This window comes from Inquilinus limosus (assembly GCF_051487185.1).
Lineage (GTDB): Bacteria > Pseudomonadota > Alphaproteobacteria > DSM-16000 > Inquilinaceae > Inquilinus > Inquilinus limosus_F.
Window position 1 is genome coordinate 46,891 of the sequence record NZ_JAHVDK010000023.1, and the last position, 22,667, is coordinate 69,557.

The window sequence follows — 22,667 nt, forward strand, 5'->3', positions numbered from 1 at the left end:
CCAGTTCATCGCCCGGCGGGACGACCCCGCCGGGCCTTGCTTTCCGCCGGCCCGGAGGACCGGCGTCTTACCGTGCGGCCGGCCGCCGGTCGCGCCAGCCGAACAGGCCGGCCCGCTCGTACAGCCACGGATACTGCCGCACCATCTTCGCCGCCCGGGTCATCCGGTAGGCGACCGTGGCGCACAGGCCGATCCACACAAGATCGATGACGAAGCCGGTCGCGGACAAGAGCGTTCCGTGAAACAGCGCGTAGTGCAGGAACCGCGTCGCGCAGGCCAGCAGCACCACGAAGGGGATCACCTTGCGCATCGGCGCCCAGTTCTGGGCTTGGCCCTGCCCGGTCAGGAAGCCGGCCCCGCCGCCCAGGATCAGGCTGACGAAGATGAAGTCGCCGACCGAGGTTCCGAGGATCTGTTCCATCGCCCGCCCCCTCAATGCCCGCCTTCGAGATAGGCGGCCCGGACCTCCGGATTCGCCAGCAGTTGCCGGCCGGTGCCGCTCATCGTCACCCGGCCGTTGACCAGGACGTAGCCGCGATGCGCCAGCCTCAGCGCGTGGAAGGCGTTCTGCTCGACCAGGAACACGGTCATGCCGCGCTCCTTGTTGATCGCCTTGATCGCCTCGAAGATCTGCTTCACCACCATCGGCGCCAGGCCGAGCGACGGCTCGTCCAGCAGCAGCAGGCGCGGCTGGCTCATCAGCGCCCGGCCGATTGCCAGCATCTGCTGCTCGCCGCCCGACAGGGTGCCGCCACGCTGGTTCTGCCGCTCCTTCAGCCGCGGGAACAGGGTAAAGATCTGCTCGAGGTCGCGGCCGAACACTGCCGGATCGGCGGTCAGCGCCCCCATCTGCAGATTCTCCATCACCGTCATGCGCGGGAAGATGCGGCGGCCCTCCGGCGAGATGGCGACGCCGCGGCGCACGATCTCGAAGGTCGGCTGCCGGGTGATCTCCTTCCCGTCGAACAGCACCGCCCCCTGCCGCGCCTGCGGGTTGCCGCAGATGGTCATCAGCAGGGTCGACTTGCCGGCGCCGTTGGCGCCGATCAGGGTGACGATCTCGCCTTCCTTGACGTCGACATTGACGCCGCGCAGCGCCTCGATGGCGCCGTAGAAGGTGTGCACGCCCTGCAGCGACAGCATCACGAACGGGCTTCCCCGCTGACGGCCGCGAGATCGGCTGCGACCTCCGGCGGCAGCTCGTGGTCCGCCTCCTCCGGCTGGCCGAGATAGGCGCGGATCACCGCCTCGTCGCTGCGGATCGCCTCGGGCGTGCCGTCGGCGATCTTCTTGCCGTGGTCGAGCACCACGATGTGGTCGGAAATCTGCATGACGACGCTCATGTCGTGCTCGATCAGGAGGACGCTGGTCTTGTGCTCGTCGCGGATGGCGCGCAGCAGGTGGTTCAGCTCCTGCGATTCGCGCGGGTTGAGGCCGGCGGCCGGTTCGTCCAGGCACAGGATCACCGGGTCGATGCACATCGCCCGCGCGATCTCCAGCCGGCGCTGGCCGCCATAGGGCAGGCTGCCGGCGAGATGGTCGGCGTGGTCGGTGAGCCCGACAAGGTCGAGCCAGAACCTGGCCTTCTCCACCGCCTCGCGCTCGACCTTCCGGTAGCCGGGCAGCCCGAGCAGGCCGGCGATCGAGAAGCCCGAGGCCTTCATCAGCTTGTTGTGCTGGGCCACCATCAGGTTCTCCAGCACGCTCATCCCGGCGAACAGGCGGATGTTCTGGAAGGTGCGGGCGACCCGCGCCTGCTGGGCGATGAGGTAGCCCGGGATCTGCTCCAGCAGGAACTCCCCGCTATCGGCGCGCAGCGTCATCCGCCCGGCGGTCGGCCGGTAGAAGCCGGTGATGCAGTTGAACAGCGTGGTCTTGCCGGCGCCGTTCGGGCCGATCACGGCGGTGATGTCGCCGGCCCGGATGTCGAAGGAGACGTCGTCGATGGCGACGAGGCCGCCGAAGCGCATCGAGACGTGCTCGATGGTCAGGAGCGCGCTCACGACGAGGCTCCCTTCTTGCCGTGCAGCAGGATGGTCGGGTCGCGATGCGCCAGGAGGCCGCGGGGGCGCCACACCATGATGCCGACCATGCACAGGCCGAACACCAGCATGCGGTACAGGTCGAGGCCGCGGAACGCCTCCGGCAGGCCGATGATCAGGCAGGCGGCGACGACGATGCCGAGCTGGCTGCCCATGCCGCCGAGCACGACGATCGCCAGCACGATCGCGGATTCGATGAAGGAGAAGCTCTCCGGGCTGATGAAGCCCTGGTAGGTGGCGAAGAAGCTGCCGGCGAAGCCGCCGCACATCGCCGAGGTGGCGAAGGCCGCCAGCTTCAGGTTGGTGCGGTTGATGCCGAGCGACTGGCAGGCGATGTCGTCCTCGCGCAGCGCCTCCCAGCCACGGCCGACCGGCAGCCGGCGCAGCCGCACGCTGATGAAGTTCACCAGGAGCGCCAGCGCCAGGATCAGCAGGTAGAGGAAGACGATCCGGTGCGTCGGGTCGTAGTCGATGCCGAACAGCTGGTGGAAAGCGGTCACCCCCTCCTCCGGGCTGCGGTCGAACGGGAAGCCGAAGAAGCTGGGCCGCGGAATGTTGTTGATGCCGTTCGGCCCGCCGGTCACCGGCGCCCAGTTGATCAGGATAATGCGGATGATCTCGCCGAAGCCGAGGGTGACGATGGCGAAATAGTCGCCGCGCAGCCGCAGCACCGGATAGCCGAGGATCAGGCCGGCGCTCGCGGCGAGCAGGCCGGCCAGCGGCAGGCAGAGCCAGAAGCTGAAGCCGAAGGTGGTCGACAAGAGCGCGTAGGAGTAGGCGCCGACAGCATAGAAGGCGACGTAGCCGAGGTCGAGCAGCCCGGCGAGGCCGACGATGATGTTCAGCCCCCAGCCGAGCATGATGTAGGTCAGCACGATGATGGCGACGCCCAGCGTGCTGCGGGTGGCGAGGTCGGTGAAGGGGAAGATGATCGCCAGCACTGCCAGGATCGGCCCGACATAGACGCTGAGCCGCTGAACCCGGGCGCCGATCCGGTCCATCGCCCGGTCGCGCTCCTGCCGCGACAGGCTGGTCCGCGCGCGGCGCTGCACCAGGACCGACTGGATCAGGAGCCAGGCCGCGCCGAACACCCCGATCAGCAGCAGCGGCACGGAGTGCAGCTCCTGCACCGGCAGGGGCGGCAGGGCGTCCGAGATCGACGGCCGCAGATATTCGTAGACCGGCGGCAGGGCGAAGACGACGAGGAACAGCAGGCTGCCCCAGAACACCGGCCGCGGCATGCTTTCGCGGTTCAGGACGATGCCGATGCGGCCGAGGAAGACCAGCGCTACCGCGATGGCGACGGCGGTGAAATCGGTCAGGTAGGTCAGGACGCCGCTCTGCTCGACCGTGCGGATGCCGATCAGGGGCGCGGTGAGGACCAGGGCGATGAGGCCGGTGATCCCCGCCTCCTTCACCATGGCGATGAGGTCGAAGCGGCGCCCGGCGGCCGCGTCGGATTGCGCGATCGTCGCCATGGCGTCAGACCTTCTCGATATCGGGGCGGCCGAGCAGGCCGGACGGACGGAAGATCAGCACCAGCACCAGGATGGTGAAGGCGGCGACATCCTTGTATTCCGACGAGAAGTAGCCGGACCAGAAGGCCTCGATCAGCCCGATCAGCACGCCGCCCAGCATCGCCCCGGGCAGCGAGCCGATGCCGCCCAGCACCGCCGCGGTGAAGGCTTTGATGCCGGCCAGGAAGCCGATGTAGAAGTCGATCACGCCGTAATACAGGGTCACCATCACCCCGGCGACGGCGGCCAGCGCCGCGCCGATGACGAAGGTCATCGAGATGGTGCGGCCGACATCGACGCCGATCAGCGCCGCCATGGTGCGGTCCTGGGCGCAGGCGCGCTGCTGCCGGCCGAGCGAGGTGCTGTTGATCACCCAGGTCAGGCCCAGCATCAGGGCCACGGTCATCACCACGATGACGATCTGCAGATAGGACAGGTTGACGTCGAAGCCGCCGCCCGAGGTCAGCTGGAAGCCGCCCGGGATCTGCGGCGGCACCGGCTTGCGCCGGGCGCCCTGCAGCAGCTGGATGTAGTTCTGCAGGAAGATCGACATGCCGATCGCCGAGATCAGCGGCGCCAGGCGGGTGGAGTTGCGCAGCGGCCGGTAGGCCAGCCGCTCGACCGTCCAGCCATAGGCGGCGGTCACCACCACGGCCGCGACCAGCACGATCGCCAGCGCCAGGGCCACCGACATGCCGGGCACGCCGAAGGCGCCGAGCACGACGAATCCGATCACCGCGATGAACGCGCCGATCATATAGATTTCGCCATGCGCGAAATTGATCATGCCGATGATGCCGTACACCATCGTATAGCCGATCGCGATCAGACCGTAGATCGCGCCCAGCGTCAGCCCATTGATGAGCTGCTGCAGGAAATATTCCATGCTCGCGCCGATATGCCTCCACAGACCATCCGCCGGGATGGTCGCCTCTCTGTTCGCTCGCCGTTTAGACCGAGGGCGTTTCTCTGTTCAAGCTCCGCGTCAGCGTCGGATTGGCGCGACTATGGCGAAGAAAATGCACCGTTACAATCGCAATGAATCGTAAGACCTTTCCGACGCTTAGGCGCCGTAGCGGTCGAGAATCCGGCGGATCGGCCCGGCATAGGCCGGGTCCCAGTACCGGACATGCACCAGCAGCGGATACAGGAGGTAGATCGGCCGCCGGTCGTCCCAGAAGCCGGGGTCGAGCGGCGCGAGCTCGGCGTAGCGGCGGAAGAAGCCCTCGTCGAAGGTGCCGAACAGGGTCGGATAGGTCAGCTCCATCTCCGGATGGCCGCAGGAGATGGCGGGGTCGATGAAGGCGACGATTCGCCCGCCGCGATGCAGCAGGTTGCCGGTCCAGATGTCGCCGTGCAGCAGCGCCGGATGGTGCGGCTCCATCAGCAGCTCATCCAGCCGTCCGGCCAAGGTTTCGAGGCGGCGCAGGAGATCGGCATCGACCGTACCCTCTTCATGGCCGGCGCGGGCCATGTGCAGCAGGCGGTGGTCGCGGAAGAACGGGATCCAGCGGTCGGCCGGCGGATTCGGCTGCGGCAGCTTGCCGATGGTGGTGTCGCGGTCGTAGCCGAAGCACGGCCAGGCCGGCGCGTGCAGCGCCGCCAGCAGCTCCGCCGCATGCAGTTGCGCCGGCTCCGACGGCGGCCCGGGCTCGTGCTCGACATAATCCAGCAGCAGCAGGTCCTCGGCCGCGTGCAGCACCGCCGGCAGCGGCAGGGCGGAGTGCCGCGCCAGCTCGCCCAGCATCCAGGCCTCCAGCAGCAGGGGCCCCGGCCCGGCCTTGGCCACCACCCGGCCGCCATCGGCGAGATCGACCCGGAGCACTGCGACGGTGGACCCGCCGGCCAGCGGCTCCGCCGCCACCGGCCGCACCCCGAGCGCCGCGGCGATCCGGTCGGCGAGGACGGGATCGAGTCCGTCAGCCATGGTCGCGCCGTCCTCCCCGCTGATCGAGGCTGAGCGGGTAGCGCAGCGGGTGGTGGCTGGAGAAGGTCATGTTCACCGGCCGCCCCTGCCGGTCATAGGCGATCTGCTCGACCGTCAGCACCGCGGCCGGCGGGGTCAACTCCAGCAGCTCCGCCTCCTCCGCATTGGCCAGCCGGGCGCTCAGCGTGGTGCGGCCGCGGTCCGGCCGCAGCCGGTAGCGGTCGCGGATCTCGGCGTAGAGCGAGCGGTTGCCGGTCGACCAGTCGAGCTCGAGGATCCCCGGCACCAGCCCGGCCGCGAACCAGTCCTGGGTCAGCACCATCGGCAGCCCGTCGAGGCAGCGCAGCCGCTTCAGCATCACCACCTCGGCCCCGGCCGGCAGGAACAGCGGCCGTGCGATCTCCGCCGGCGCCGGGCAGAGCCGGCCTTCGATCAGCCGGCTCGTCGGCGTCCGGCCATGCGCCTCGGCGATGGCGGTGAAGCTGCGCAAGAGGTGCAGCTCGTAGGTCTCCTCCCGCCGCGCCACGAAGAAGCCCTTGCCGGGATGGCTCAGCAGCCAACCCTCCTGGACCAGCTCGCGCACCGCCTGGCGCACGGTGATGCGGCTGACGCCGTAGCGCTTCTCCAGCTCGCGTTCCGACTCCAGCTTGGCGTCGGTGCCGAGCCGGCCCTGCTCGATCTGCTCGCGGATGCGCTGCTTGATCTGGCGATAGAGGGGCTGCGGATCGTCGCGTTTCAGGCCGTCGGTCATGGCGTGCAAAGGCATCTCCGCGAAGCGGATATTCCCCGCTGCATACACGCAAATCCGCGGCCCGGCCACAATTGACATGACTGGTTATATCCAGTCATAACTTTGGTCAGCTCGTGGGAGGCGGCATGAAACTGACCCTGGTCGGCGGCGGCGGAGTCCGTGCGCCCCTGTTCATCGAATCGGCGCTGCGCCGGGCGGAGTGGAGCAACCTCACCGAGCTGTGCCTGCTCGATATCGACGGGCCGCGGCTGGAGCTGTTCGGCGGGCTGGGGGCCGAGATCGCCCGGCGGATGCAGTCGCCCGTCAGGATCACCACCAGCCTGGACCCGGAGCGTGCGCTGGACGGCGCCGCCTATGTCGTGACCACGGTCCGGCCGGGGCTGGAGGAAGGCCGGATCAAGGACGAGCGGATCGCGCTGGCGCATGGCGTGCTGGGCCAGGAAACGACCGGGCCGGGCGGCTTCGCCATGGCGCTGCGCAGCATCCCGACGATCCTGGGCTATGCCGAGCTGCTGAAGCGGGTCAGCCCCGACGCCTGGCTGTTCAACTTCACCAACCCGGCCGGCCTCGTCACCCAGGCGCTGCGCGACGCCGGATTCGATCGCACCGTCGGCATCTGCGACGGCGCCAACGCCGCCCAGTCGGCGGTGGCGCGCTGGTTCGACGTGCCGGAGAAATCGGTGCGCACCGAGGTGTTCGGCCTGAACCACCTGTCCTTCACCCGCCGCGCCGAGATCGGCGGAGAGGACGTGCTGCCGCGCCTGCTGGCCGATGACGCGTTCCTGGCCGCCACGGCCCAGCGCGTGTTCAGCCCGCGCGTGGTCCGCCGCCACGGCATGTGGATCAACGAATACCTCTACTACTTCTACTATGCTGAGAAGGCGGTGGAGGCGATCCGGTCGGACGCCCGCACCCGCGGCGAGGAGGTGCGCGACCTGAACCACGGACTGATCGAGCAATTGATCGCGCTGGACTGGCGCCGCAGCCCGGAGCGGGCGCTGGAGGCCTATTACGCCTATGCCCATCGCCGCAACGCCACCTACATGCACTATGCCCAGGAGGGGGCGCCGAGCATGGAGGAGGCGGACCGGGCCCTGGCCGCCGGCGCCCACGCTCCGCTGGGCGACGAGGGCGAGGGCTATGCCGGCGTCGCGCTCGACCTGGTCGATGCGCTGGAGACCGGAAAGCCGCTCTACAGCGGGCTGAACGTGCCGAACCAGGGCGCGATCGCGGGGCTGCGCGACGAGGATGTGGTCGAGGTCAGCTGCGTCATCGACCGCGACGGTGTGCGGCCGCTGCCGATCGGCGCGATGCCGGAGGCGCAGGCCCAGCTGGTGCACAGCGTCAAGCGCTATGAGCGGCTGGCGGTGCGGGCGATCCGCGAGCGCGACCGCGATCTGGCGGTCGAGGCGCTGGTGGCGCATCCGCTGGTGCTGTCCTATTCCCGGGCCGAGGCGCTGGTCGACGAGTATCTCGCCGCCCACGCCCCTTATGTCGGCAACTGGCAATGACCGGCGCGGAGCACAGCGGCTGCGACGTCGTCGTGGTCGGCGAATACTACTGGGACCTGATCTTCACCGGCCTGCCGGAGGTGCCGCGGCTGGGCGCCGACCTGTTCGCCCGCGGCTTCGCCACCCTGCCTGGCGCCAGCTTCACCACCGCCGCGGCGGCGCACCGGCTGGGCCTCAAGACGGCCTGGGCCGCCGATTTCGGCACCGACCTGTTCAGCCGGCTGGCGCTGGAGGCGGCGCAGGCGGAAGGCCTGGATGACCGCCTGTTCCGCCGGCTGGACCAGCCGCTGGAGCGGGTCAGCGCCGCCTTCTCCTTCGACCACGATCGCGGCTTCGTCACCTACGCCGTGCGCGACGACCTGCCGCCGACGCCGGAGGCGCTGGCCGAGGTCGCGCCGAAGGCCCTGCTGCTGCAGAGCTTCCGGCTGCAGCCCGAGCTGCTGGCCCTGGCCCGGGCGGCGAAGCGGCGGGGCGTGCTGGTCTATCTCGACTGCCAGCATGTGCCGCACAAGATCGACACGCCGGGCGTGGCCGAGCTGTTCCGCGAGATCGACGTCTTCGCCCCGAACGAATCCGAGGCGCTCGCCTTCACCGGCGCGCCGGATGTCGACGCGGCGCTGGAGCGGATGGCCGCGATGGTGCCCACTGTGCTGGTCAAGCGCGGCGCCGCCGGTGCCGTCGGCATCAGCCGCGGCGAGCGCTGCGCCGTGCCGGCCCCGGCGGTGACGGTGGTCGACACCACTGGCGCCGGGGACAGCTTCAACGCCGGCTTCCTCTACGGCCGGCTGCGCGGCTTCGGCTTCCGCGACAGCCTGGCCCTGGCCGCGACCTGCGGCGCCCTCGCCACCACCGATTACGGCGGCAGGGCGCTGCCGCGCGAGGCCGAGCTGCTGGCGCTGGCGCGGCTCGAGGCTCCGGCCTCCACCTGAGAGCGGCGGGGCCAACCCGCCCGCAACGACAAGATGGTTCAGACAGGGGCTTGAACGGAGGGAACCGTGAAGATCGCAACCTTATCGTTGGCCGCAGCGCTGGCCGCCTTCGCCGCGAACGGGGCCGAGGCCGCGACCGTGAAGCTGTTCTGCGGCGCCACCGACTACGATTTGTGCAGCAGCGCCGCCGAAGCCTGGGCGAAGCAGACCGGCAACGCCGTCACCATCAACAAGATGCCGGCGGTCTGGGACGACGCCGTGCCCCTCTACCAGCAGATGCTGGCGGCGCAGTCGACCGACATCGACGTGCTGGTGATCGACGTGATCTGGATGGGCATGCTGAAGAACCATCTGCTCGACCTCGGCCCGATGGTGCCGAAGGAGGAGGTGGCGGCGCATTTCCCGAGCACGATCGACGCGGCGACGATCGACGGCCATCTGCTGGCCCTGCCCTGGTACATGGACACCGGGCTGATCTTCTACCGCAAGGACCTGCTGGAGAAGCACGGCAAGCCGGTGCCGAAGACCTGGGCCGAGCTGACCGAGACCGCCAAGGCGGTGCAGGAAGCCGAACGCAAGGCCGGCAATGCCGACCTCTGGGGTTTCGTCTGGCAGGGCAAGTCCTATGAGGGGCTGACCTGCGACGCTATCGAATGGGTCGCCAGCCATGGCGGCGGCACCATCATCGACGCCAAGGGCGACGTCACCATCGACAACCCGAAGGCGGCCGAGGCGCTGACCCTGGCCCGCGGCTGGATCGACACGATCAGCCCGCAGGGCGTGCTGAACTACGACGAGGAAGGCTCCCGCGCCGTGTTCGAGAGCGGCAAGGCCGTGTTCCTGCGCAACTGGCCCTATGTCTGGGGCACCTCGCAGGCCGAGGGCGGCGCGCTGGTCGGCAAGGTCGGGGTCTCAGCCCTGCCGGTCGGCGCCGCGGGCGAGAAGTCGAGCGGCTGCCTGGGCCCCGCCTATCTCGGCGTGTCGAAATACTCCGAGAACAGGGAGGCGGCGGTCGACCTGATCCGCTACATGACCGGGGCCGCCGACCAGAAGCGCCGGGCGATCCAGGGCGCCTACAACCCGACCGTGGTCGCGCTGTACGAGGACCCGGAGGTGCTGAAGAAGCTGCCCTTCCTGAAGGACGCCCAGGCCGCCTTCGCCGACAGCATCGCCCGGCCCTCCGCCGTCACCGGCGCCAGCTACAACCGGGTGTCGCAGGCCTTCTCCAAATCGGTGCATGCGGTGCTGACCGGCGACGAGAAGCCCGACGCCGCGGTCGCCGGTCTGGCCAAGGAACTGGAGCGGCTGCGGCAGCGGGCGAAGTGGTGATGGCTCGCCGGGGATAGGCCGGTGCCGGCCCCCTCACCCGAAATCGCTGATGCGATTTCGACCTCTCCCCAAGGAGGGGTGACCCGACCGCTCGCCGCGGCGTCCTTTCCCTCTCCTCGGGGAGAGGGAGGGGCCCGACGCCGAAGGCGGCGGGAGGGTGAGGGGGTCTGCGCCGGCCCAAGGAAGCCAGCGCCATGATGGGCCGGGTGGCGCGGTCGCATCGGCGGGCGGGGTGGCTGTTCCTGGCGCCGACCCTGGCGGCGCTGGTGCTGGTGGCGCTGTGGCCGCTGCTGCGCACGCTGTTCTTCTCCACCACCGACGCCTTCCTCGACAACCCGACCAATTACGGCTTCGTTTGGCTCGACAACTTCGTCGAGGTCGCCCGGGACCCGCAATGGTGGCGGGCGGTGGAGAACACGCTGGTCTTCACCGTGGTCTCGGTGGCGCTGGAGACGCTGCTGGGCCTCGCCATCGCCCTGCTGCTGAACGAGGCGATCCCCGGGCGCGGCGTGCTGCGCGCCGCCATCCTGGTGCCCTGGTCGATCCCGGTCGTGGTTTCGGCCAAGATCTGGGAATGGCTGCTGCACGACCAGTTCGGCATCATCAACCGCCTCCTGATCGACCTACACCTGATCGACAAGGGCGTGGCCTGGACCGCCGATCCGTCGCTGGCGCTGGGCGTCGTCATCTTCGTCGATGTCTGGATCACCACGCCGTTCATGGTGCTGCTGATCCTGGCCGGACTGCAGCTGATCCCGTCCGAGATCCATGAGGCGGCGCGGGTCGACGGCGTGTCCTGGTGGAAGCGCCTGGTCTCGATCACCCTGCCGATGCTGCGGGTGCCGATCGGCGTCGCCGTGCTGTTCCGCACCCTCGATGCCCTCAGGATGTTCGACCTCAGCTACGTCCTCGGCGGCAATGGCGAGCCGACCATGACCATGACGATCTACGCCCGCAACCAGCTGGTCAGCTTCCAGGAGCTGGGTTACGGCTCCGCCGCCTCGACCTGGGTGTTCCTGCTGATCGCCCTGATCGCCATCGTCATCATCGGCGCGATCCGGCTGGACCGGGCGACCGTCCGATGACCATTGCGGCCGCCCCCGACCTCGCTTTGGCCCGCACCGCCGCCCGGCACCGCCGGCGCCGGCTGCTGCGCTCGATCGGCCTTGGCGTCGCCGTGGCGTTGGTGCTGCTCTACACCCTGTTCCCCTACTACTGGGCGATCGTCTCCTCGCTGAAGACCGGGGTGTCGCTGTTCCAGGCGACGCTGCTGCCCGCCTTCGAGCTGGTCTACTACCGGCAGATGCTGCAGGACCCGGTGTTCCTGCGCTCGATCGTCAACTCCCTGATCGTCGCGGGATCAGCCACCGGGATTTCGCTTTTGCTCGCCATCGGCGCCGCCTATGCGCTGGGGCGGCTGGACTTCCCGCTGCGGCGGACGGTGCTGCTGGTGATCCTGATGATCTCGATCTTCCCGCAGATCGTGGTGCTGTCCGGGATGTTCGAGCTGGTGCGCTGGCTCGGCCTGTACAACCGGCTGGGGTCGCTGACCTTCGCCTATCTGATCTTCACCCTGCCCTTCACCGTCTGGGTGCTGACCGGCTTCATCCAGGACATCCCGCGCGAGCTGGAGGAGGCGGCGCTGATGGACGGCGCCGGCCGCGGCCGGGTGCTGGTCAGCGTGCTGCTGCCGCTGATGGGCCCGGCCCTGGCCTCGACCGGCCTGCTCGCCTTCATCCAGGCCTGGAACGAGTTCCTGTTCGCCCTGACCTTCATCCTGTCGGACCAGAACCGCACCGTGCCGGTGGCGATCGCCACCATCGCCGGCGGCAGCCGCTACGAATACCCGTTCGGCCCGATCATGGCGGCGTCGGTGGTGGTCACGCTGCCGCTGATCGCGCTCGTGCTCGTATTCCAGCGCAAGATCGTCGCCGGGCTGACCGCGGGCGCGATCAAGGGTTAGACCGCCCTGGCGAGCGCGGGCGCGCCTTCCGCCGCCTCCACGATTAGCCGGCCGAGCTCGCGGGCGCAGGGTGCCGCATTGCCGGGCCGCCAGATCAGGGTGAATTCCACCTCCGGCAGCGGCGGCAGGCCGTGGCGGCCGTCGAGGATCTTCATCCCCGGCTCGAGCTCGTCGCGGGCGACGATCGAGGCGGCCAGCCCCGCCAGCACCGCCGCGCGCAGGCCGTGCTGGTTCCCCGAGGTGAAGCCGACATGCCATTCGACCTCGGACCCAGCCAGGGCGTCGACCGCGATGGCGCGACAGGGGCAGGGCGGCGGCGCGAGCGCGAGCGGCAGCGAGGCGCCGAGCGGCCACTCGAAGGTCTCGGCCGCGGCCCAGACGAACTGCGTCCGCCGCAGCACCGTGCCGCCGGTTTCGCCCGGCCGGGACATCACCACGGCGAGATCGAGCTCGCCCGCCTCGACCTTGGCGCGCAGGTCGAGGCAGACGCTGACCGCCACTTCCAGCCGCACCGCCGGGAAGCCGCGGGCGAAGCGGCGCAGCAGCAGCGGCAGCCGGTCGCCCATGAAGTTCTCCGGCACCCCGAAGCGGACGACGCCGGAGACAGAGGAGGGCTGGAAGCGCCGGGTCAGCGCGTCCTGCGCCTGCAGGATCTGCTCTGCATGGCGCAGGAACTCCTCGCCGTCCTCGGTCAACAGCAGCTTGCGGGTGGTCCGGTGCAGGAGCGGCCGGCCCACCTGCTCCTCCAGCCGCCGGATCTGATGGCTGACCGCGGACTGGGTCAGGTGCAGCCGCTGGGCCGCGCGGGTGAACCCGCCGGCATCGTGGACGGCGACGAAGGCGCGCAGCAGGGCAGGGTCGAAATCCATGGCTCAAATATATGATGGCGGAAAATGGACGCCACAAAATTAATTCATTTCCATCATGAGCGAGGATTGGACAGAGTGACGGTCCCGGCCCGCTCGAGCGGCCTTCACCGACATCCTCGCCGCGCCCCGCAACGGCATCGGCTCGCGCAACCCGCTGCGCGAGGGCGCGGCCTGTCGCCTCGAGAGAAGGATCATGGCTTTTTCACCCTCCGCTCGGAACATGGCCGCCCTGGTCGGCGTCTGCCTGGCCTCGCTGATGTTCGGCCTCGAGATCTCCAGCGTGCCGGTGATCCTGCCGACGCTGGAAACGGCGCTGCCGGCCGATTTCCGGGGCCTGCAATGGATCATGAACGCCTACACCATCGCCTGCACCACGGTGCTGATGGCGACCGGGACTCTGGCCGACCGCTACGGCCGCAAGCGCGTCTTCGTCGTGACCACGGTCGCCTTCGGCGCCACCTCGCTGATGTGCGGCCTGGCCGAGAGCGCGTCGGTGCTGATTGCCGCCCGGTTCCTCCAGGGCCTCGCCGGCGGCGCCATGTTCACCTGCGTGGTCGCGATCATCTCGCACCAATTTCAGGATGAGCGGGAGCGCGGCCGGGCCTTCTCCGCCTGGGGCGTGATCAGCGGCATCGGCCTGGGCTTCGGCCCGATCATCGGCGGCCTGATTGTCTCTTGGTCCAGCTGGCACTGGGTGTTCCTGATCCACGTCCCGCTGACCGTCCTGGCCCTGATTCCGGCCGCGATCGGCATCCGCGAATCGCGCGACCCGCACGCCCAGCGGCTGGACGTCGCCGGCATCGTGACCTTGACGCTGGCGGTGTTCGGCCTGGCCTATCTGATCACCCAGGGGGCGGAGCTCGGCCCCATCGCTGCGATCGGGCTCGCCGTCCTGACCGTCGCCAGCTTCGCCGCCTTCCTGGTGTCGGAGCGGATTAACCCGCATCCGATGTTCGACTTCTCGGTGTTCCGGATCCGCCGGTTCAGCGGGGCGATCATCGGCTGCATCGGCATGAACTGCTGCTACTGGCCGTTCATGATCTACCTGCCGATCTACTTCCAGGGCGGTCTCGGCCTCGACAGCCGGACCGTCGGGTTCCTGCTGCTGGCCTACACCATCCCGTTCCTGGTGATGCCACTGGTGGCCGACCGCTTGCTGCAGCACCGCGGCCCGCGCTTCGTCATCCCGCTCGGCATGGCCGTGATGGGGACGGGTTTCCTCTTGATGCGGCTCGGTGCCGGCCTCGACCAGGCCGGCTGGCTGACCGTGCTGCCCGGCGCCCTCCTGGCCGGGGTCGGGCTCGGCCTGACCAACACGCCGGTCACCAACACCACCACCGGCGCGGTCCCGAGCAACCGGGCGGGCATGGCGTCCGGCATCGACATCAGCGCCCGGCTGATCACGCTGGCCATCAACATCGCGGTGATGGGGCTGATCCTGGTGGAAGGGATCCGCTGGTCCCTGCCCGGCGCCTTTGCCGAGGTCTTCGACGGGTCGCAGCTGCAGGTATTGGCCGCGGCGGTCGCCGCCGGCAACCTCGCCTCGCTGCCGCAGGCCTATCCGGCGCTGGCCGCGCTGGACCCGTCGGGAGCCGCCGTGCACGCGGCCCTGGTCGAGGGCTTCGGCTGGGTGATGCTCTATGGCGGCGTCGGTGCCTGGATCCTGGCCGCGCTCAGCTTCGCGATCTTCGGCCCCGCCCGGTCGTGCCGGGCGCAGACCGCGGAGGCGTGAGCCCGTCGATCAGCGCCGCCAGCACCGTCTGCCACTCCGCCGGGTCGGCCCCGCTGGCGATGGCGAGTGCCGCCCGGTCATAGGCGGCGCCCAGGAGCTGCGCCGCGGCCTCCAGCGGCAGCGGGCGCAGCACCCCGGCCGCCATCGCCGCCGCCAACCCTTCGCGCAGCGTCCGGCCGCCGTGCCGGGCGTCGATCCGGTCCAGCGTCTCGCGCCCCAGCACCGCCGGCGCCTCGATCAGCAGAAGCCGGGTCCGGCCCGGCACCGCCATGGCCCGGAGGAAGGCGTCGCCGCCCCGGGCCAGCGCCTCGGCCGGCGGCAGGTCGGCCGGGGCGGCCCGCTCGATCTCCCCGGCCACCGCCGCGGCCTCCGCCTCGATCACGGCGAGGAACAGGGCCTGCTTGTCGGCGAAATGGTGATACAGCGCCCCGCGCGTGACACCAGCGGCGGCCACCAGCTCCGGCGTCCCCGTCTCGGCGTAGCCGCGCTCGACGAACAGCCGGCGCGCGGCCGCGATCAGCGCGGCCTGCGTCCGGTCCGACCGCTCCCGATTGGTTCTGCGCTCCCGTTCTTGCATACATGCAGCCTGTATGTTATCTCAAAAAAACATGCACTCTGCATGTTTATCTGCCCGGGAGGAAAAGTCCATGAGGACCACGAGCTACTACCCCGTGATCATGACGCCGCAGGTCGCCGCGACCGCCGCCTTCTATGTCCGGCACTTCGGGTTCCGGCCGCTGTTCGAAGCCGAGTGGTACGTCCATCTGCAGTCGGCCGAGGATGCGCAGGTCAACCTCGCCATCCTCGACGGCAGCCACGGCACCATCCCCGCGGCCGGCCGCGGCCGCGTTTCGGGGCTGCTGCTGAATTTCGAGGTGGAGGATGTCGATGCGGAATACACGCGGCTGAAGGCGGCCGGGCTGCCGATCCTGCTGGACCTCCGTGACGAGGATTTCGGCCAGCGGCACTTCATCACGCAGGACCCCAACGGCGTGCTGATCGACGTGATCAAGCCCATCCCACCGGCGCCCGAATACGCGGCGCAATACGCCCCAGGCAGCACGCCGGGCTGAACGGCCCGCCTAGCCCAGCCGTCCCTCGCGCAGCGCCGCCACCAGCCCGTCGCAGCCGGCCTCGATCAGGTCCAGCACATGCTCGAAATCGGCGCTGCCGCCGTAATAGGGGTCGGGCACGTCCCCCCCTTCCAGCCCCGGCGTGTGGTCGAGGAACAGACCGATTCGGCCCGGGCCGGCGATGGCGAGCCGGCGCATCCGGCCGAGATGCGTGTGGTCCATTGCCAGAAGCAGGTCGAAACGGCGGAAATCCGCCCGTTCCAGCTTGCGGGCGCGCAGCGGGCGCAGGTCGTAGCCGCGCTCCGCCGCCGCCCGGATCGCCGGCGGGTGCGGCGGCTCGCCGGCATGGAAGCCATGGGTGCCGGCGCTGTCGACCGCATGGTCCAGCCCGGCGGCCGCGAGTTTCGCCCGCATCACCGCCTCGGCGGTCGGCGAGCGACAGATGTTGCCGGTACAGACGAACAGGAGGCGCATGCCGCCTGGATAACCGGAGCGCATCCAGGCGGCAACGCGTCCGATCGTTACAGCCCGACGCCCTTCATGCCCTCTTCGGTGTAGCGGGCGCCGGCCACGGCGCCGGGCGCGAACAGGGCGTCGAGCACGGCGACCTGATCCGGGCTCAGCCGGATTGCCGCGGCCGCGGCGTTCTCGGCCAGATAGGCACGGCGCTTGGTGCCCGGGATCGGCACGACGTGCTCGTGCTTGCCGAGCAGCCAGGCGAGCGCCACCTGGGCCGGCTTGGCCCCGAGGCCGGAGGCGAAATCCGCCAGCGCTTCGGCCAGGCGCCGGTTCTGCGCCAGCGCCTCCTCGGCGAAACGAGGGTTGACGCGGCGGAAGTCGTCCGGCGCCAGCGACGAGGTGTCGGTCACCGCCCCGGCCAGGAAGGCGCGGCCGAGCGGCGAATAGGCGACGAAGGTGGTGCCCAGCTCGCGGCAGGCCTGGAGCATGCCGTTCTCCTCCGGGTCGCGGGTCCACAGCGAGTACTCGCTCTGCACCGCCGCGATCGGATGCACCGCATGGGCCCGGCGCAGCGTCTCGACCGAGACCTCGGACAGGCCGATCTGCCGCACCTTGCCGGCCTGCACCAGATCGGCCATGGCGCCGACCGTGTCCTCGATCGGCACCTCCGGGTTGCGGCGGTGCATGTAGTAGAGGTCGACGACGTCGGTGCCGAGGCGCTGCAGCGAGGCGTCGCAGGCGGCGCGGACATAGGCCGGGGAGTTGTCGACCCGCCGCTCGTAGCGCCCGGGCTCACGCACGATGCCGAACTTGGTGGCGAGCACCACCTGGTCGCGGCGGTTCTTCAGGAAGCGGCCGATCAGCTCCTCATTGTGCCCCGCCCCGTACATGTCGGCGGTGTCGAGGAAGTCGATGCCGTGCTCCAGCGCCGCGGCGAGGGTGTCGAGCGACTGGGCGTCGTCGCGCGATCCGTAGAATTCGGACATGCCCATGCAGCCGAGGCCGATGGCGGAGACGGTGGTGCCGTCCTGGCCGAGGGAGCGTCTGTCCATGGTCTCTCTCCTTGCTCGTTGCCGCCCGGTCGAGGGGACCGGCGCGGCACGCCCGGAGAATGGGGGCTGGACGATCATGCGATAACCCGTAGATATGGACACGAGCTGATGAGCGAGATTCAGCAATGCGCCGCCCCGACCTTCCCGACCTGGCCGCCTTCGCCGCGGTGGCGCGGCACCGAAGCTTCCGCAAGGCGGCGATCGAGCTGGGCCTGTCGGCTTCCGCCCTCAGCCATGCGATCCGCGGGCTGGAGGAGCGTCTGGGCGTGCGCCTCTTGAACCGCACCACCCGCAGCGTCACCCCGACCGAGGCCGGCGACCGGCTGCTGGCGCGGCTGGAGCCGGCCTTCCGCGACATCGAGGGCGCGGTCGAGGAGATCGACCAGTTCCGCCATCGGCCGGCCGGATCACTCAAGCTCACGGCCTCGATCCCGGCGGCGGCGCTGATCCTGGCGCCGATGGTGGCGCGGTTCCTGGCTAGCTATCCCGAGATCCGGCTGGAGGTGTCGGTCACCAGCGCCCTGATCGACATCGTCGCCAGCGGCTTTGACGCCGGCGTCCGCCTGGGCGAGCAGCTGGAGCGCGACATGGTGGCGGTGCGCTTCGGCGGCGAACAGCGGCTGATCGTGGTCGCCGCCCCGTCCTACCTCGCCGGACGGACGCCGCCGCGCACGCCGCGCGACCTGACCGAGCATCTCTGCCTCGGTTACCGATTCCCGAGCGGCGTGGTCTATGCCTGGGAGTTCGAGAAGGACGGCCGGGAGCTGACCGTCAGCCCCGAGGGGCCGCTGATAGTCAACGATCAGCGGCTGCTGATCCAGGCGGCGCTGGACGGCGCCGGCCTGGCCTTCGTCTTCGAGGGCATGATCACGGCCGAGCTGGCCGACGGCCGGCTGATCCCGCTGCTGCAGGACTGGTCGCCGCCCTTCCCGGGCTTCTTCCTGTACTATCCGCGCCAGCGCCAGATGCCGGCCACGCTGCGCGCCTTCGTCGACTTCATCCGCGCCGACAACCTGGCCGCCAGCCGACGCTGATGGGCCGACGAGGCTGAACGGTTCAAGCCGATTCCCAAACCGTCATGGCGAGGCGCGCAGCGCCGTGGCCATCCAGAGGGTGGCGCCGCTTGGATGGCCACGCCCCTTCGGGGCTCGCCATGACGATGTTGTGGGGAGCTGCAGTGCACCCACTCACTATCTCCGTCAGTCGTTCACCGGAATGACCGAGCCCTGGTAGCGGTCGCGGATGAACTTCGCCACCGCCCGCGAGGTCAGGAGCGCCGCCAGCCGCTTGATCCGCGGATCGTCCGCCAGCTTCGGCGTGGTCACCAGGATGTTGGCGTAGGGGTTGCCCTCGGCCTTCTCCAGCCCCAGCGCATCCCTGGCCGGGCTGAGCCCCGCCTCGAGCGCGTAGTTGCCGTTGATCACCGCCAGGTCGACGTCGTCGAGCGCCCGCGGCAGCAGCGCCGCCTCGACCTCCAGCACCTTCAGATGCTTCGGGTTCTCGGCGATGTCGTTCGGCGTCGCCAGCTGCTTGTCGGGCTCGGCGAAGCCGTCGTTCAGCCGGATCAGCTTCTGGTCCTGCAGCAGGTAGAGCGCGCGGCTGAGATTGGTGACGTTGTTCGGCACCGCCACGGTGGCGCCGTCCGGCACATCGGCGAAGCTCCTCGCCTTGCGCGAATAGACGCCGAGCGGCTCGATATGCACGGTCGCGACCACGGCGAAGGTCTCGTCCAGCACCTCCTCCTGCGAGCGCAGATAGGGCAGGTGCTGAAAGTAGTTGGCATCGACGTCGCCATGCGCCAGCAGCTCGTTCGGATTGACCGCGGTCGAGAGCTCGACGATGTCGAGCTTCAGGTCGGGCGCCTGGCTCTGCACGAAGGCCAGGATCTCGGCATGCGGCACGGCATCGGCGGCGACCTTCAGCGGCGCGTCCTGCGCCAGGGCGGCGCCGGCCAGGGTGAAAGGCAAGGCGGCAGCGATCGCCGCCCGCGCCAGGCGGGCGGCCAGGATACGGATCATGATGGACCTATGGGTTCGGTTGGCGCGGCGTGTTCAGGCGGAGGCGGCTTGCGCCGCCAGGACATCGGCGTAGTGGCGCTGCGCCACGTCGGGGTGGGAGCGCAGCCGGCCTTTCAGATAGTTCGGGCCGACATCGTGGAACAGCGGGTTCTGCGGATCGCTGGCGGGCCCGCGCGCCTCCGCCGCCAAGTCCGGCGGCAGCTCGAGCAGCGGCACCGTGGCGTCGAGCCGGGCGCCGAGGAAAAAGGCGACCGACAGCCGGTCGGCCCCGGCCGGCGGCGTGATCACCCGATGCACCGTGGCGCGCAGATAGCCGTTGGTCGCGAGCTCCAGCAGCTCGCCGATGTTGACGACGAAGGTGCCCGGCACCGGCTCGGCGTCGATCCAGCGCCCGTCCTCGCCCTCGACCTGCAGGCCGCGCTGCGTGTCCTGCAGCAGCAGGGTCAGGAACCCCGAATCCTTGTGCGCGCCGACGCCCTGGTCGCTGCCGGTGGCGTCGCGGCCGGGATAGCGGATGATCTTGATGTGCTGGTTCGGCGTGTCGCCGTAGATCGGCTCCAGCGCATCCTCGGGCTGGCCCAGCGCCGCGGCGAAGGCCTCCAGCAGGCGGATCGCCACCCGGGTCAGCTCCGCCTGCCAGCGCAGCAGCACCGTTTTCAGCTCCGGCTGCGCCGCCGGCCACTGGTTCGGCCCCTGCAGCCGTAGCCAGGGCGGCACGCCCGGCCCCTGCGGGATCGCCGGCCGCTCCGCCCCGATGTCGAACTGCTCGCGCCAGTCCGGCTCGCCGCGCGTTCGCTCCCAGGCGGCGCGGGTGTAGCCGCGAAAATGCGGCGAGTTCACCATCTCGATCGCCAGCTTGTCGGCCTCCGGCAGGGCGAAGAAGCGGCGCGCCTCGGCCTTCACTTGCCCGACCAGCGACTCCGGCACGCCGTGACCGCTCAGATAGAAGAAGCCGACGTCGCGGGCGGCCGCGCGCAGCCGGTCCAGGAAGGCCTGGCGCGCCGCCGGCCCGGCATCGAGCTGCGACAGGTCAAGCAGGGGAAGGGCGAGGGTGGCGGTGGTCATGGCAGCCTCGGGCGAACGCTATCAACGGCGCAGCATCGCGCAATCCGATAATTTACATACACAATCGCCATCAATTCATATACAGCGAAATAATATTGTTATTTATCGTCATCGCAAAGAGCGAAGCGACGTGGCGATCCAAGGGCGGTGCCGCTGGATCGCCACGCCCCTGCGGGGCTCGCGATGACGGTGTGGTTTATTCGCGCCTCCGCGGCAGCGTCATCAGGTCGGGCGGCGGTACCGGCCGCAGGCTCTCATAGGCCAGACGGACCGCCGCGGCGCCATGGGTGCGTTCCAGCCGCCGAACGGTGAAATGGGCCCGCGCCAGGCGCCGGAAATGCTCGAGAAAGGCCAGGTTGACCGCGGCGCCGGCGGCGGCGCCCAGCACCGGCGCCGCCTGGGCCGACAGCTTCAGCAGCACCGGGCCGCTGAACCGGGCGGCGACGGCCGAGACCAGCCGGGGCATCACCGACGCGGTCGCGTTCGGCACCACCCGGGCCAGCGCGATCCGGGTCGCCAGATAACCGGTCTCGACCGCGTCGTCCGCCGGATCGGGCCGACCCAGGGCGAAAACCTTGAGGCATTCGATCGCGGTCTCCGGGGCGGACGGGTCCTCCCCCGCCGCCTTCGCCTCGGCCGCGATCTGGCGCAGCAGCAGGGCGGTGGAGACCGGCAGCTCCAGCAGCGTGCCGGGCAGGCCGAAGCCGCCGCCGGCGGCGCCGCTGGCCGCCGCCAGGCCGCGATGCAGCCATGATTCGGATTCCCGCGGCACCCGGCGGCCGGGACCGCTACGCAGGGCCGCCTTCAGCGCCGTGGCGATGGCGCGGCGGACAGCGCCGTCCAGCACCTTCTGCACCCCGGCGGGCAGGTTGCGCTTCAGCGCCTCGACCGGCGTCCCGGCCATGGCCGACAGGCGCGCCACCAGCGAGTCGTGATCGAGCACCCTCTTCGCCTCGGCCAGCTCGGCCATGGCCTCGGACGGCAGGGGAAGCGGGGCGGGGAGTGCGGCGGCGGTGGTCATAGGCAACAGATTGGGGGCCGAGGCGCGGCGACAAGGGCCGTTGAGCCGGGACGGCACCGTCGCCATGATCCGGACATGAAACGCATCGAACCCGGCGATCCGATCGTGATCCTGACCGGGGCCGGCATCTCGAAGGAGAGCGGCCTCGACACCTTCCGTGACGCCGGCGGCGTGTGGACGCGGTACCGGCTGGAGGATGTGGCGACGCCCGAGGCCTTCGCCCGCGATCCGGAGCTGGTGCACGGCTTCTACAACGCCCGCCGCCGCACCCTCGCCGACCCCGCGGTCCGGCCCAACGCGGCGCATGCGGCGCTGGTGCGGCTGGAGCGCGACTGGCCCGGCCCGGTGCTGCTGGTCACCCAGAATGTCGACGACCTGCACGAGCGCGCCGGCAGCCGCCGCCTGATCCACATGCATGGCGAGCTGGGCCGTATCCGCTGCCTGTCCTGCGATCACGGCTGTGCCTGGGCCGGCGACCTGTCGGTCGACACCCCCTGCCCGTCCTGCGGCCAAGCCGGCGGGATGCGGCCGGACGTGGTCTGGTTCGGCGAGATGCCGCTGGCGATGGCGGAGATCGAGGCGGCGCTGGCCGGCTGCCGGCTGTTCGTGTCGATCGGCACCTCCGGCACCGTCTACCCGGCCGCCGCCTTCGTCCACCAGGCGCTGGACGCCGGCGCCCTGACGGTCGAGCTGAACCTGGAGCCGGGCCAGGTCTCCGACCTGTTCGAGATCCGCCGCCACGGCCCGGCGACGCGGCTGGTGCCCGAGTTCGTCGAAGCATTGCTGTCCGATCGGGCACTCACGGAGCAATGACCGAGTCCCTGGCCGAGGCCCTGACGGCGGCGCGCGCCTGCCGGATCTGCGCCGGCCGGCTGCCGCATGCGCCGCGCCCGGTGCTGCGCGCGGCCACGACCGCCCGGCTCCTCGTCGTCGGCCAGGCGCCGGGCGCGCGGGTGCACGCCTCCGGCCTGTCCTGGACCGATGCCAGCGGCGACCGGCTGCGGCAATGGCTCGGCCTCGACCGCGACGCCTTCTACGACGAGAGCCGGGTGGCGCTGATGTCGATGGGGCTGTGCTTCCCCGGCACCAACCCGAAAGGCGGCGACTATCCGCCGCCGCGGATCTGCGCCGAGACCTGGCATCCGCGGCTGCGGCCGCTGATGCCCGAGGTCCGGCTGACCCTGCTGATCGGCGGGCTGGCCCAGGCCTTCTATCTCGGCCCCCATCGCCGGCGGAGCGTGGCGGAAACGGTCGCGGCCTGGCGCGAGTACCTGCCCGAGTTTTTGCCGCTGCCGCATCCGAGCTGGCGCAACACCGCCTGGCTGAAGCGCAATCCCTGGTTCGAGGCAGAACTTCTGCCGGCGCTGCGGGTTAGGATCGCTGCCGCGCTGGCGGGGGAACGGTGACGA

The 22,667-nt window shown here is 70.1% G+C and carries 24 protein-coding genes; 10 read left to right on the top strand and 14 right to left on the bottom strand.

The genetic code is table 11. The features are described 5' to 3' along the window. Nucleotides 1–67: 67 nt before the first annotated feature. The 7 genes from KXR53_RS24020 to KXR53_RS24050 all read right to left on the bottom strand — a co-directional run bounded on the left by KXR53_RS24020 (nt 68) and on the right by KXR53_RS24050 (nt 6,237). Nucleotides 68–421, bottom strand: a complete 354-nt coding sequence (locus KXR53_RS24020; protein ID WP_437377812.1) for a DUF6867 family protein — start codon at nt 419–421, stop codon at nt 68–70. An 11-nt stretch (nt 422–432) separates the two neighbouring features. After that, nucleotides 433–1,143 (bottom strand): ABC transporter ATP-binding protein, encoded by a 711-nt coding sequence (locus tag KXR53_RS24025; protein ID WP_437377911.1) that lies wholly within the window; start codon nt 1,141–1,143, stop codon nt 433–435. After that, a complete protein-coding gene (locus tag KXR53_RS24030) occupies nt 1,143–1,970 on the bottom strand; it encodes an ABC transporter ATP-binding protein (protein WP_437377913.1) in 828 nt (275 codons plus the stop codon). The genes KXR53_RS24025 and KXR53_RS24030 overlap by 1 nt, the downstream gene beginning before the upstream one ends. 29 nt (nt 1,971–1,999) lie before the next feature. After that, a complete protein-coding gene (livM, locus tag KXR53_RS24035) occupies nt 2,000–3,520 on the bottom strand; it encodes a high-affinity branched-chain amino acid ABC transporter permease LivM (RefSeq protein WP_437377813.1) in 1,521 nt (506 codons plus the stop codon). A 4-nt stretch (nt 3,521–3,524) separates the two neighbouring features. After that, complete coding sequence (locus KXR53_RS24040) at nt 3,525–4,445, bottom strand: ABC transporter permease subunit (protein ID WP_437377814.1); 921 nt, start codon at nt 4,443–4,445, stop codon at nt 3,525–3,527. Between the two features lie 177 nt (nt 4,446–4,622). Next, nucleotides 4,623–5,486: a fructosamine kinase family protein gene (locus KXR53_RS24045; RefSeq protein WP_437377815.1), complete on the bottom strand. Its 864-nt coding sequence runs from the start codon at nt 5,484–5,486 to the stop codon at nt 4,623–4,625. Further along, complete coding sequence (locus KXR53_RS24050) at nt 5,479–6,237, bottom strand: GntR family transcriptional regulator (protein WP_437377816.1); 759 nt, start codon at nt 6,235–6,237, stop codon at nt 5,479–5,481. Before KXR53_RS24050 ends, KXR53_RS24045 begins: the two co-directional genes overlap by 8 nt. Before the next feature lie 125 nt (nt 6,238–6,362). On the opposite strand from KXR53_RS24050, the gene KXR53_RS24055 reads away from it, so the two are divergent. From KXR53_RS24055 to KXR53_RS24075, 5 genes are all read left to right on the top strand, one after another. Further along, nucleotides 6,363–7,748 carry a 6-phospho-beta-glucosidase gene (locus KXR53_RS24055; protein ID WP_437377817.1) on the top strand — a complete coding sequence of 462 codons (1,386 nt, stop codon included), beginning with the start codon at nt 6,363–6,365 and terminating at the stop codon, nt 7,746–7,748. Next, entirely contained in the window at nt 7,745–8,677 is a 933-nt protein-coding gene (locus tag KXR53_RS24060; RefSeq protein WP_437377818.1) for a carbohydrate kinase family protein, read from the top strand. The genes KXR53_RS24055 and KXR53_RS24060 overlap by 4 nt, the downstream gene beginning before the upstream one ends. 66 nt (nt 8,678–8,743) lie before the next feature. Further along, nucleotides 8,744–10,006, top strand: a complete 1,263-nt coding sequence (locus tag KXR53_RS24065) for an ABC transporter substrate-binding protein (protein ID WP_437377819.1) — start codon at nt 8,744–8,746, stop codon at nt 10,004–10,006. Nucleotides 10,007–10,200: 194 nt separating this feature from the next. Then, on the top strand, nt 10,201–11,091 hold the full coding sequence (locus tag KXR53_RS24070; RefSeq protein WP_437377820.1) for a carbohydrate ABC transporter permease: 891 nt from the start codon (nt 10,201–10,203) through the stop codon (nt 11,089–11,091). Beyond that, complete coding sequence (locus tag KXR53_RS24075) at nt 11,088–11,969, top strand: carbohydrate ABC transporter permease (protein WP_437377821.1); 882 nt, start codon at nt 11,088–11,090, stop codon at nt 11,967–11,969. The genes KXR53_RS24070 and KXR53_RS24075 overlap by 4 nt, the downstream gene beginning before the upstream one ends. On the opposite strand, the gene KXR53_RS24080 is transcribed toward KXR53_RS24075, so the two are convergent. Continuing rightward, the gene (locus KXR53_RS24080) at nt 11,966–12,838 is read right to left on the bottom strand and encodes a LysR family transcriptional regulator (protein WP_437377822.1); all 873 of its coding nucleotides are present in this window, start codon (nt 12,836–12,838) and stop codon (nt 11,966–11,968) included. The two genes, KXR53_RS24075 and KXR53_RS24080, sit on opposite strands and share 4 nt — an antisense overlap. Before the next feature lie 193 nt (nt 12,839–13,031). On the opposite strand from KXR53_RS24080, the gene KXR53_RS24085 reads away from it, so the two are divergent. Then, the gene (locus tag KXR53_RS24085) at nt 13,032–14,570 is read left to right on the top strand and encodes an MFS transporter (protein ID WP_437377823.1); all 1,539 of its coding nucleotides are present in this window, start codon (nt 13,032–13,034) and stop codon (nt 14,568–14,570) included. On the opposite strand, the gene KXR53_RS24090 is transcribed toward KXR53_RS24085, so the two are convergent. Further along, nucleotides 14,512–15,147 carry a TetR/AcrR family transcriptional regulator gene (locus tag KXR53_RS24090; protein WP_437377824.1) on the bottom strand — a complete coding sequence of 212 codons (636 nt, stop codon included), beginning with the start codon at nt 15,145–15,147 and terminating at the stop codon, nt 14,512–14,514. The two genes, KXR53_RS24085 and KXR53_RS24090, sit on opposite strands and share 59 nt — an antisense overlap. 70 nt (nt 15,148–15,217) lie before the next feature. Between KXR53_RS24090 and KXR53_RS24095 the strand changes: the two genes are divergently transcribed. Beyond that, nucleotides 15,218–15,643, top strand: a complete 426-nt coding sequence (locus tag KXR53_RS24095) for a VOC family protein (protein WP_437377825.1) — start codon at nt 15,218–15,220, stop codon at nt 15,641–15,643. A 9-nt stretch (nt 15,644–15,652) separates the two neighbouring features. Here the strand turns inward: KXR53_RS24095 and KXR53_RS24100 are convergent, their stop codons facing one another. Both KXR53_RS24100 and KXR53_RS24105 read right to left on the bottom strand, forming a co-directional pair. Further along, entirely contained in the window at nt 15,653–16,141 is a 489-nt protein-coding gene (locus KXR53_RS24100) for a low molecular weight protein-tyrosine-phosphatase (RefSeq protein WP_437377826.1), read from the bottom strand. A 23-nt stretch (nt 16,142–16,164) separates the two neighbouring features. Continuing rightward, complete coding sequence (locus KXR53_RS24105; RefSeq protein WP_437377827.1) at nt 16,165–17,154, bottom strand: aldo/keto reductase; 990 nt, start codon at nt 17,152–17,154, stop codon at nt 16,165–16,167. Nucleotides 17,155–17,279: 125 nt separating this feature from the next. Here KXR53_RS24105 and KXR53_RS24110 point away from each other — a divergent pair, with 125 nt between their 5' ends. Then, on the top strand, nt 17,280–18,188 hold the full coding sequence (locus tag KXR53_RS24110) for a LysR family transcriptional regulator (RefSeq protein ID WP_437377828.1): 909 nt from the start codon (nt 17,280–17,282) through the stop codon (nt 18,186–18,188). Nucleotides 18,189–18,353: 165 nt separating this feature from the next. On the opposite strand, the gene KXR53_RS24115 is transcribed toward KXR53_RS24110, so the two are convergent. From KXR53_RS24115 to KXR53_RS24125, 3 genes are all read right to left on the bottom strand, one after another. Further along, nucleotides 18,354–19,172: a MetQ/NlpA family ABC transporter substrate-binding protein gene (locus KXR53_RS24115; protein ID WP_437377829.1), complete on the bottom strand. Its 819-nt coding sequence runs from the start codon at nt 19,170–19,172 to the stop codon at nt 18,354–18,356. 33 nt (nt 19,173–19,205) lie between these two features. Continuing rightward, nucleotides 19,206–20,237: an isopenicillin N synthase family dioxygenase gene (locus KXR53_RS24120; protein ID WP_437377830.1), complete on the bottom strand. Its 1,032-nt coding sequence runs from the start codon at nt 20,235–20,237 to the stop codon at nt 19,206–19,208. A gap of 196 nt (nt 20,238–20,433) precedes the next feature. Further along, nucleotides 20,434–21,258 carry an EcsC family protein gene (locus KXR53_RS24125; protein ID WP_437377831.1) on the bottom strand — a complete coding sequence of 275 codons (825 nt, stop codon included), beginning with the start codon at nt 21,256–21,258 and terminating at the stop codon, nt 20,434–20,436. A 75-nt stretch (nt 21,259–21,333) separates the two neighbouring features. Here KXR53_RS24125 and KXR53_RS24130 point away from each other — a divergent pair, with 75 nt between their 5' ends. Further along, entirely contained in the window at nt 21,334–22,071 is a 738-nt protein-coding gene (locus KXR53_RS24130) for an NAD-dependent deacylase (protein ID WP_437377832.1), read from the top strand. Continuing rightward, nucleotides 22,068–22,664 (top strand): uracil-DNA glycosylase family protein, encoded by a 597-nt coding sequence (locus KXR53_RS24135; RefSeq protein WP_437377833.1) that lies wholly within the window; start codon nt 22,068–22,070, stop codon nt 22,662–22,664. Before KXR53_RS24130 ends, KXR53_RS24135 begins: the two co-directional genes overlap by 4 nt. The last annotated feature ends 3 nt before the right edge of the window (nt 22,665–22,667 follow it).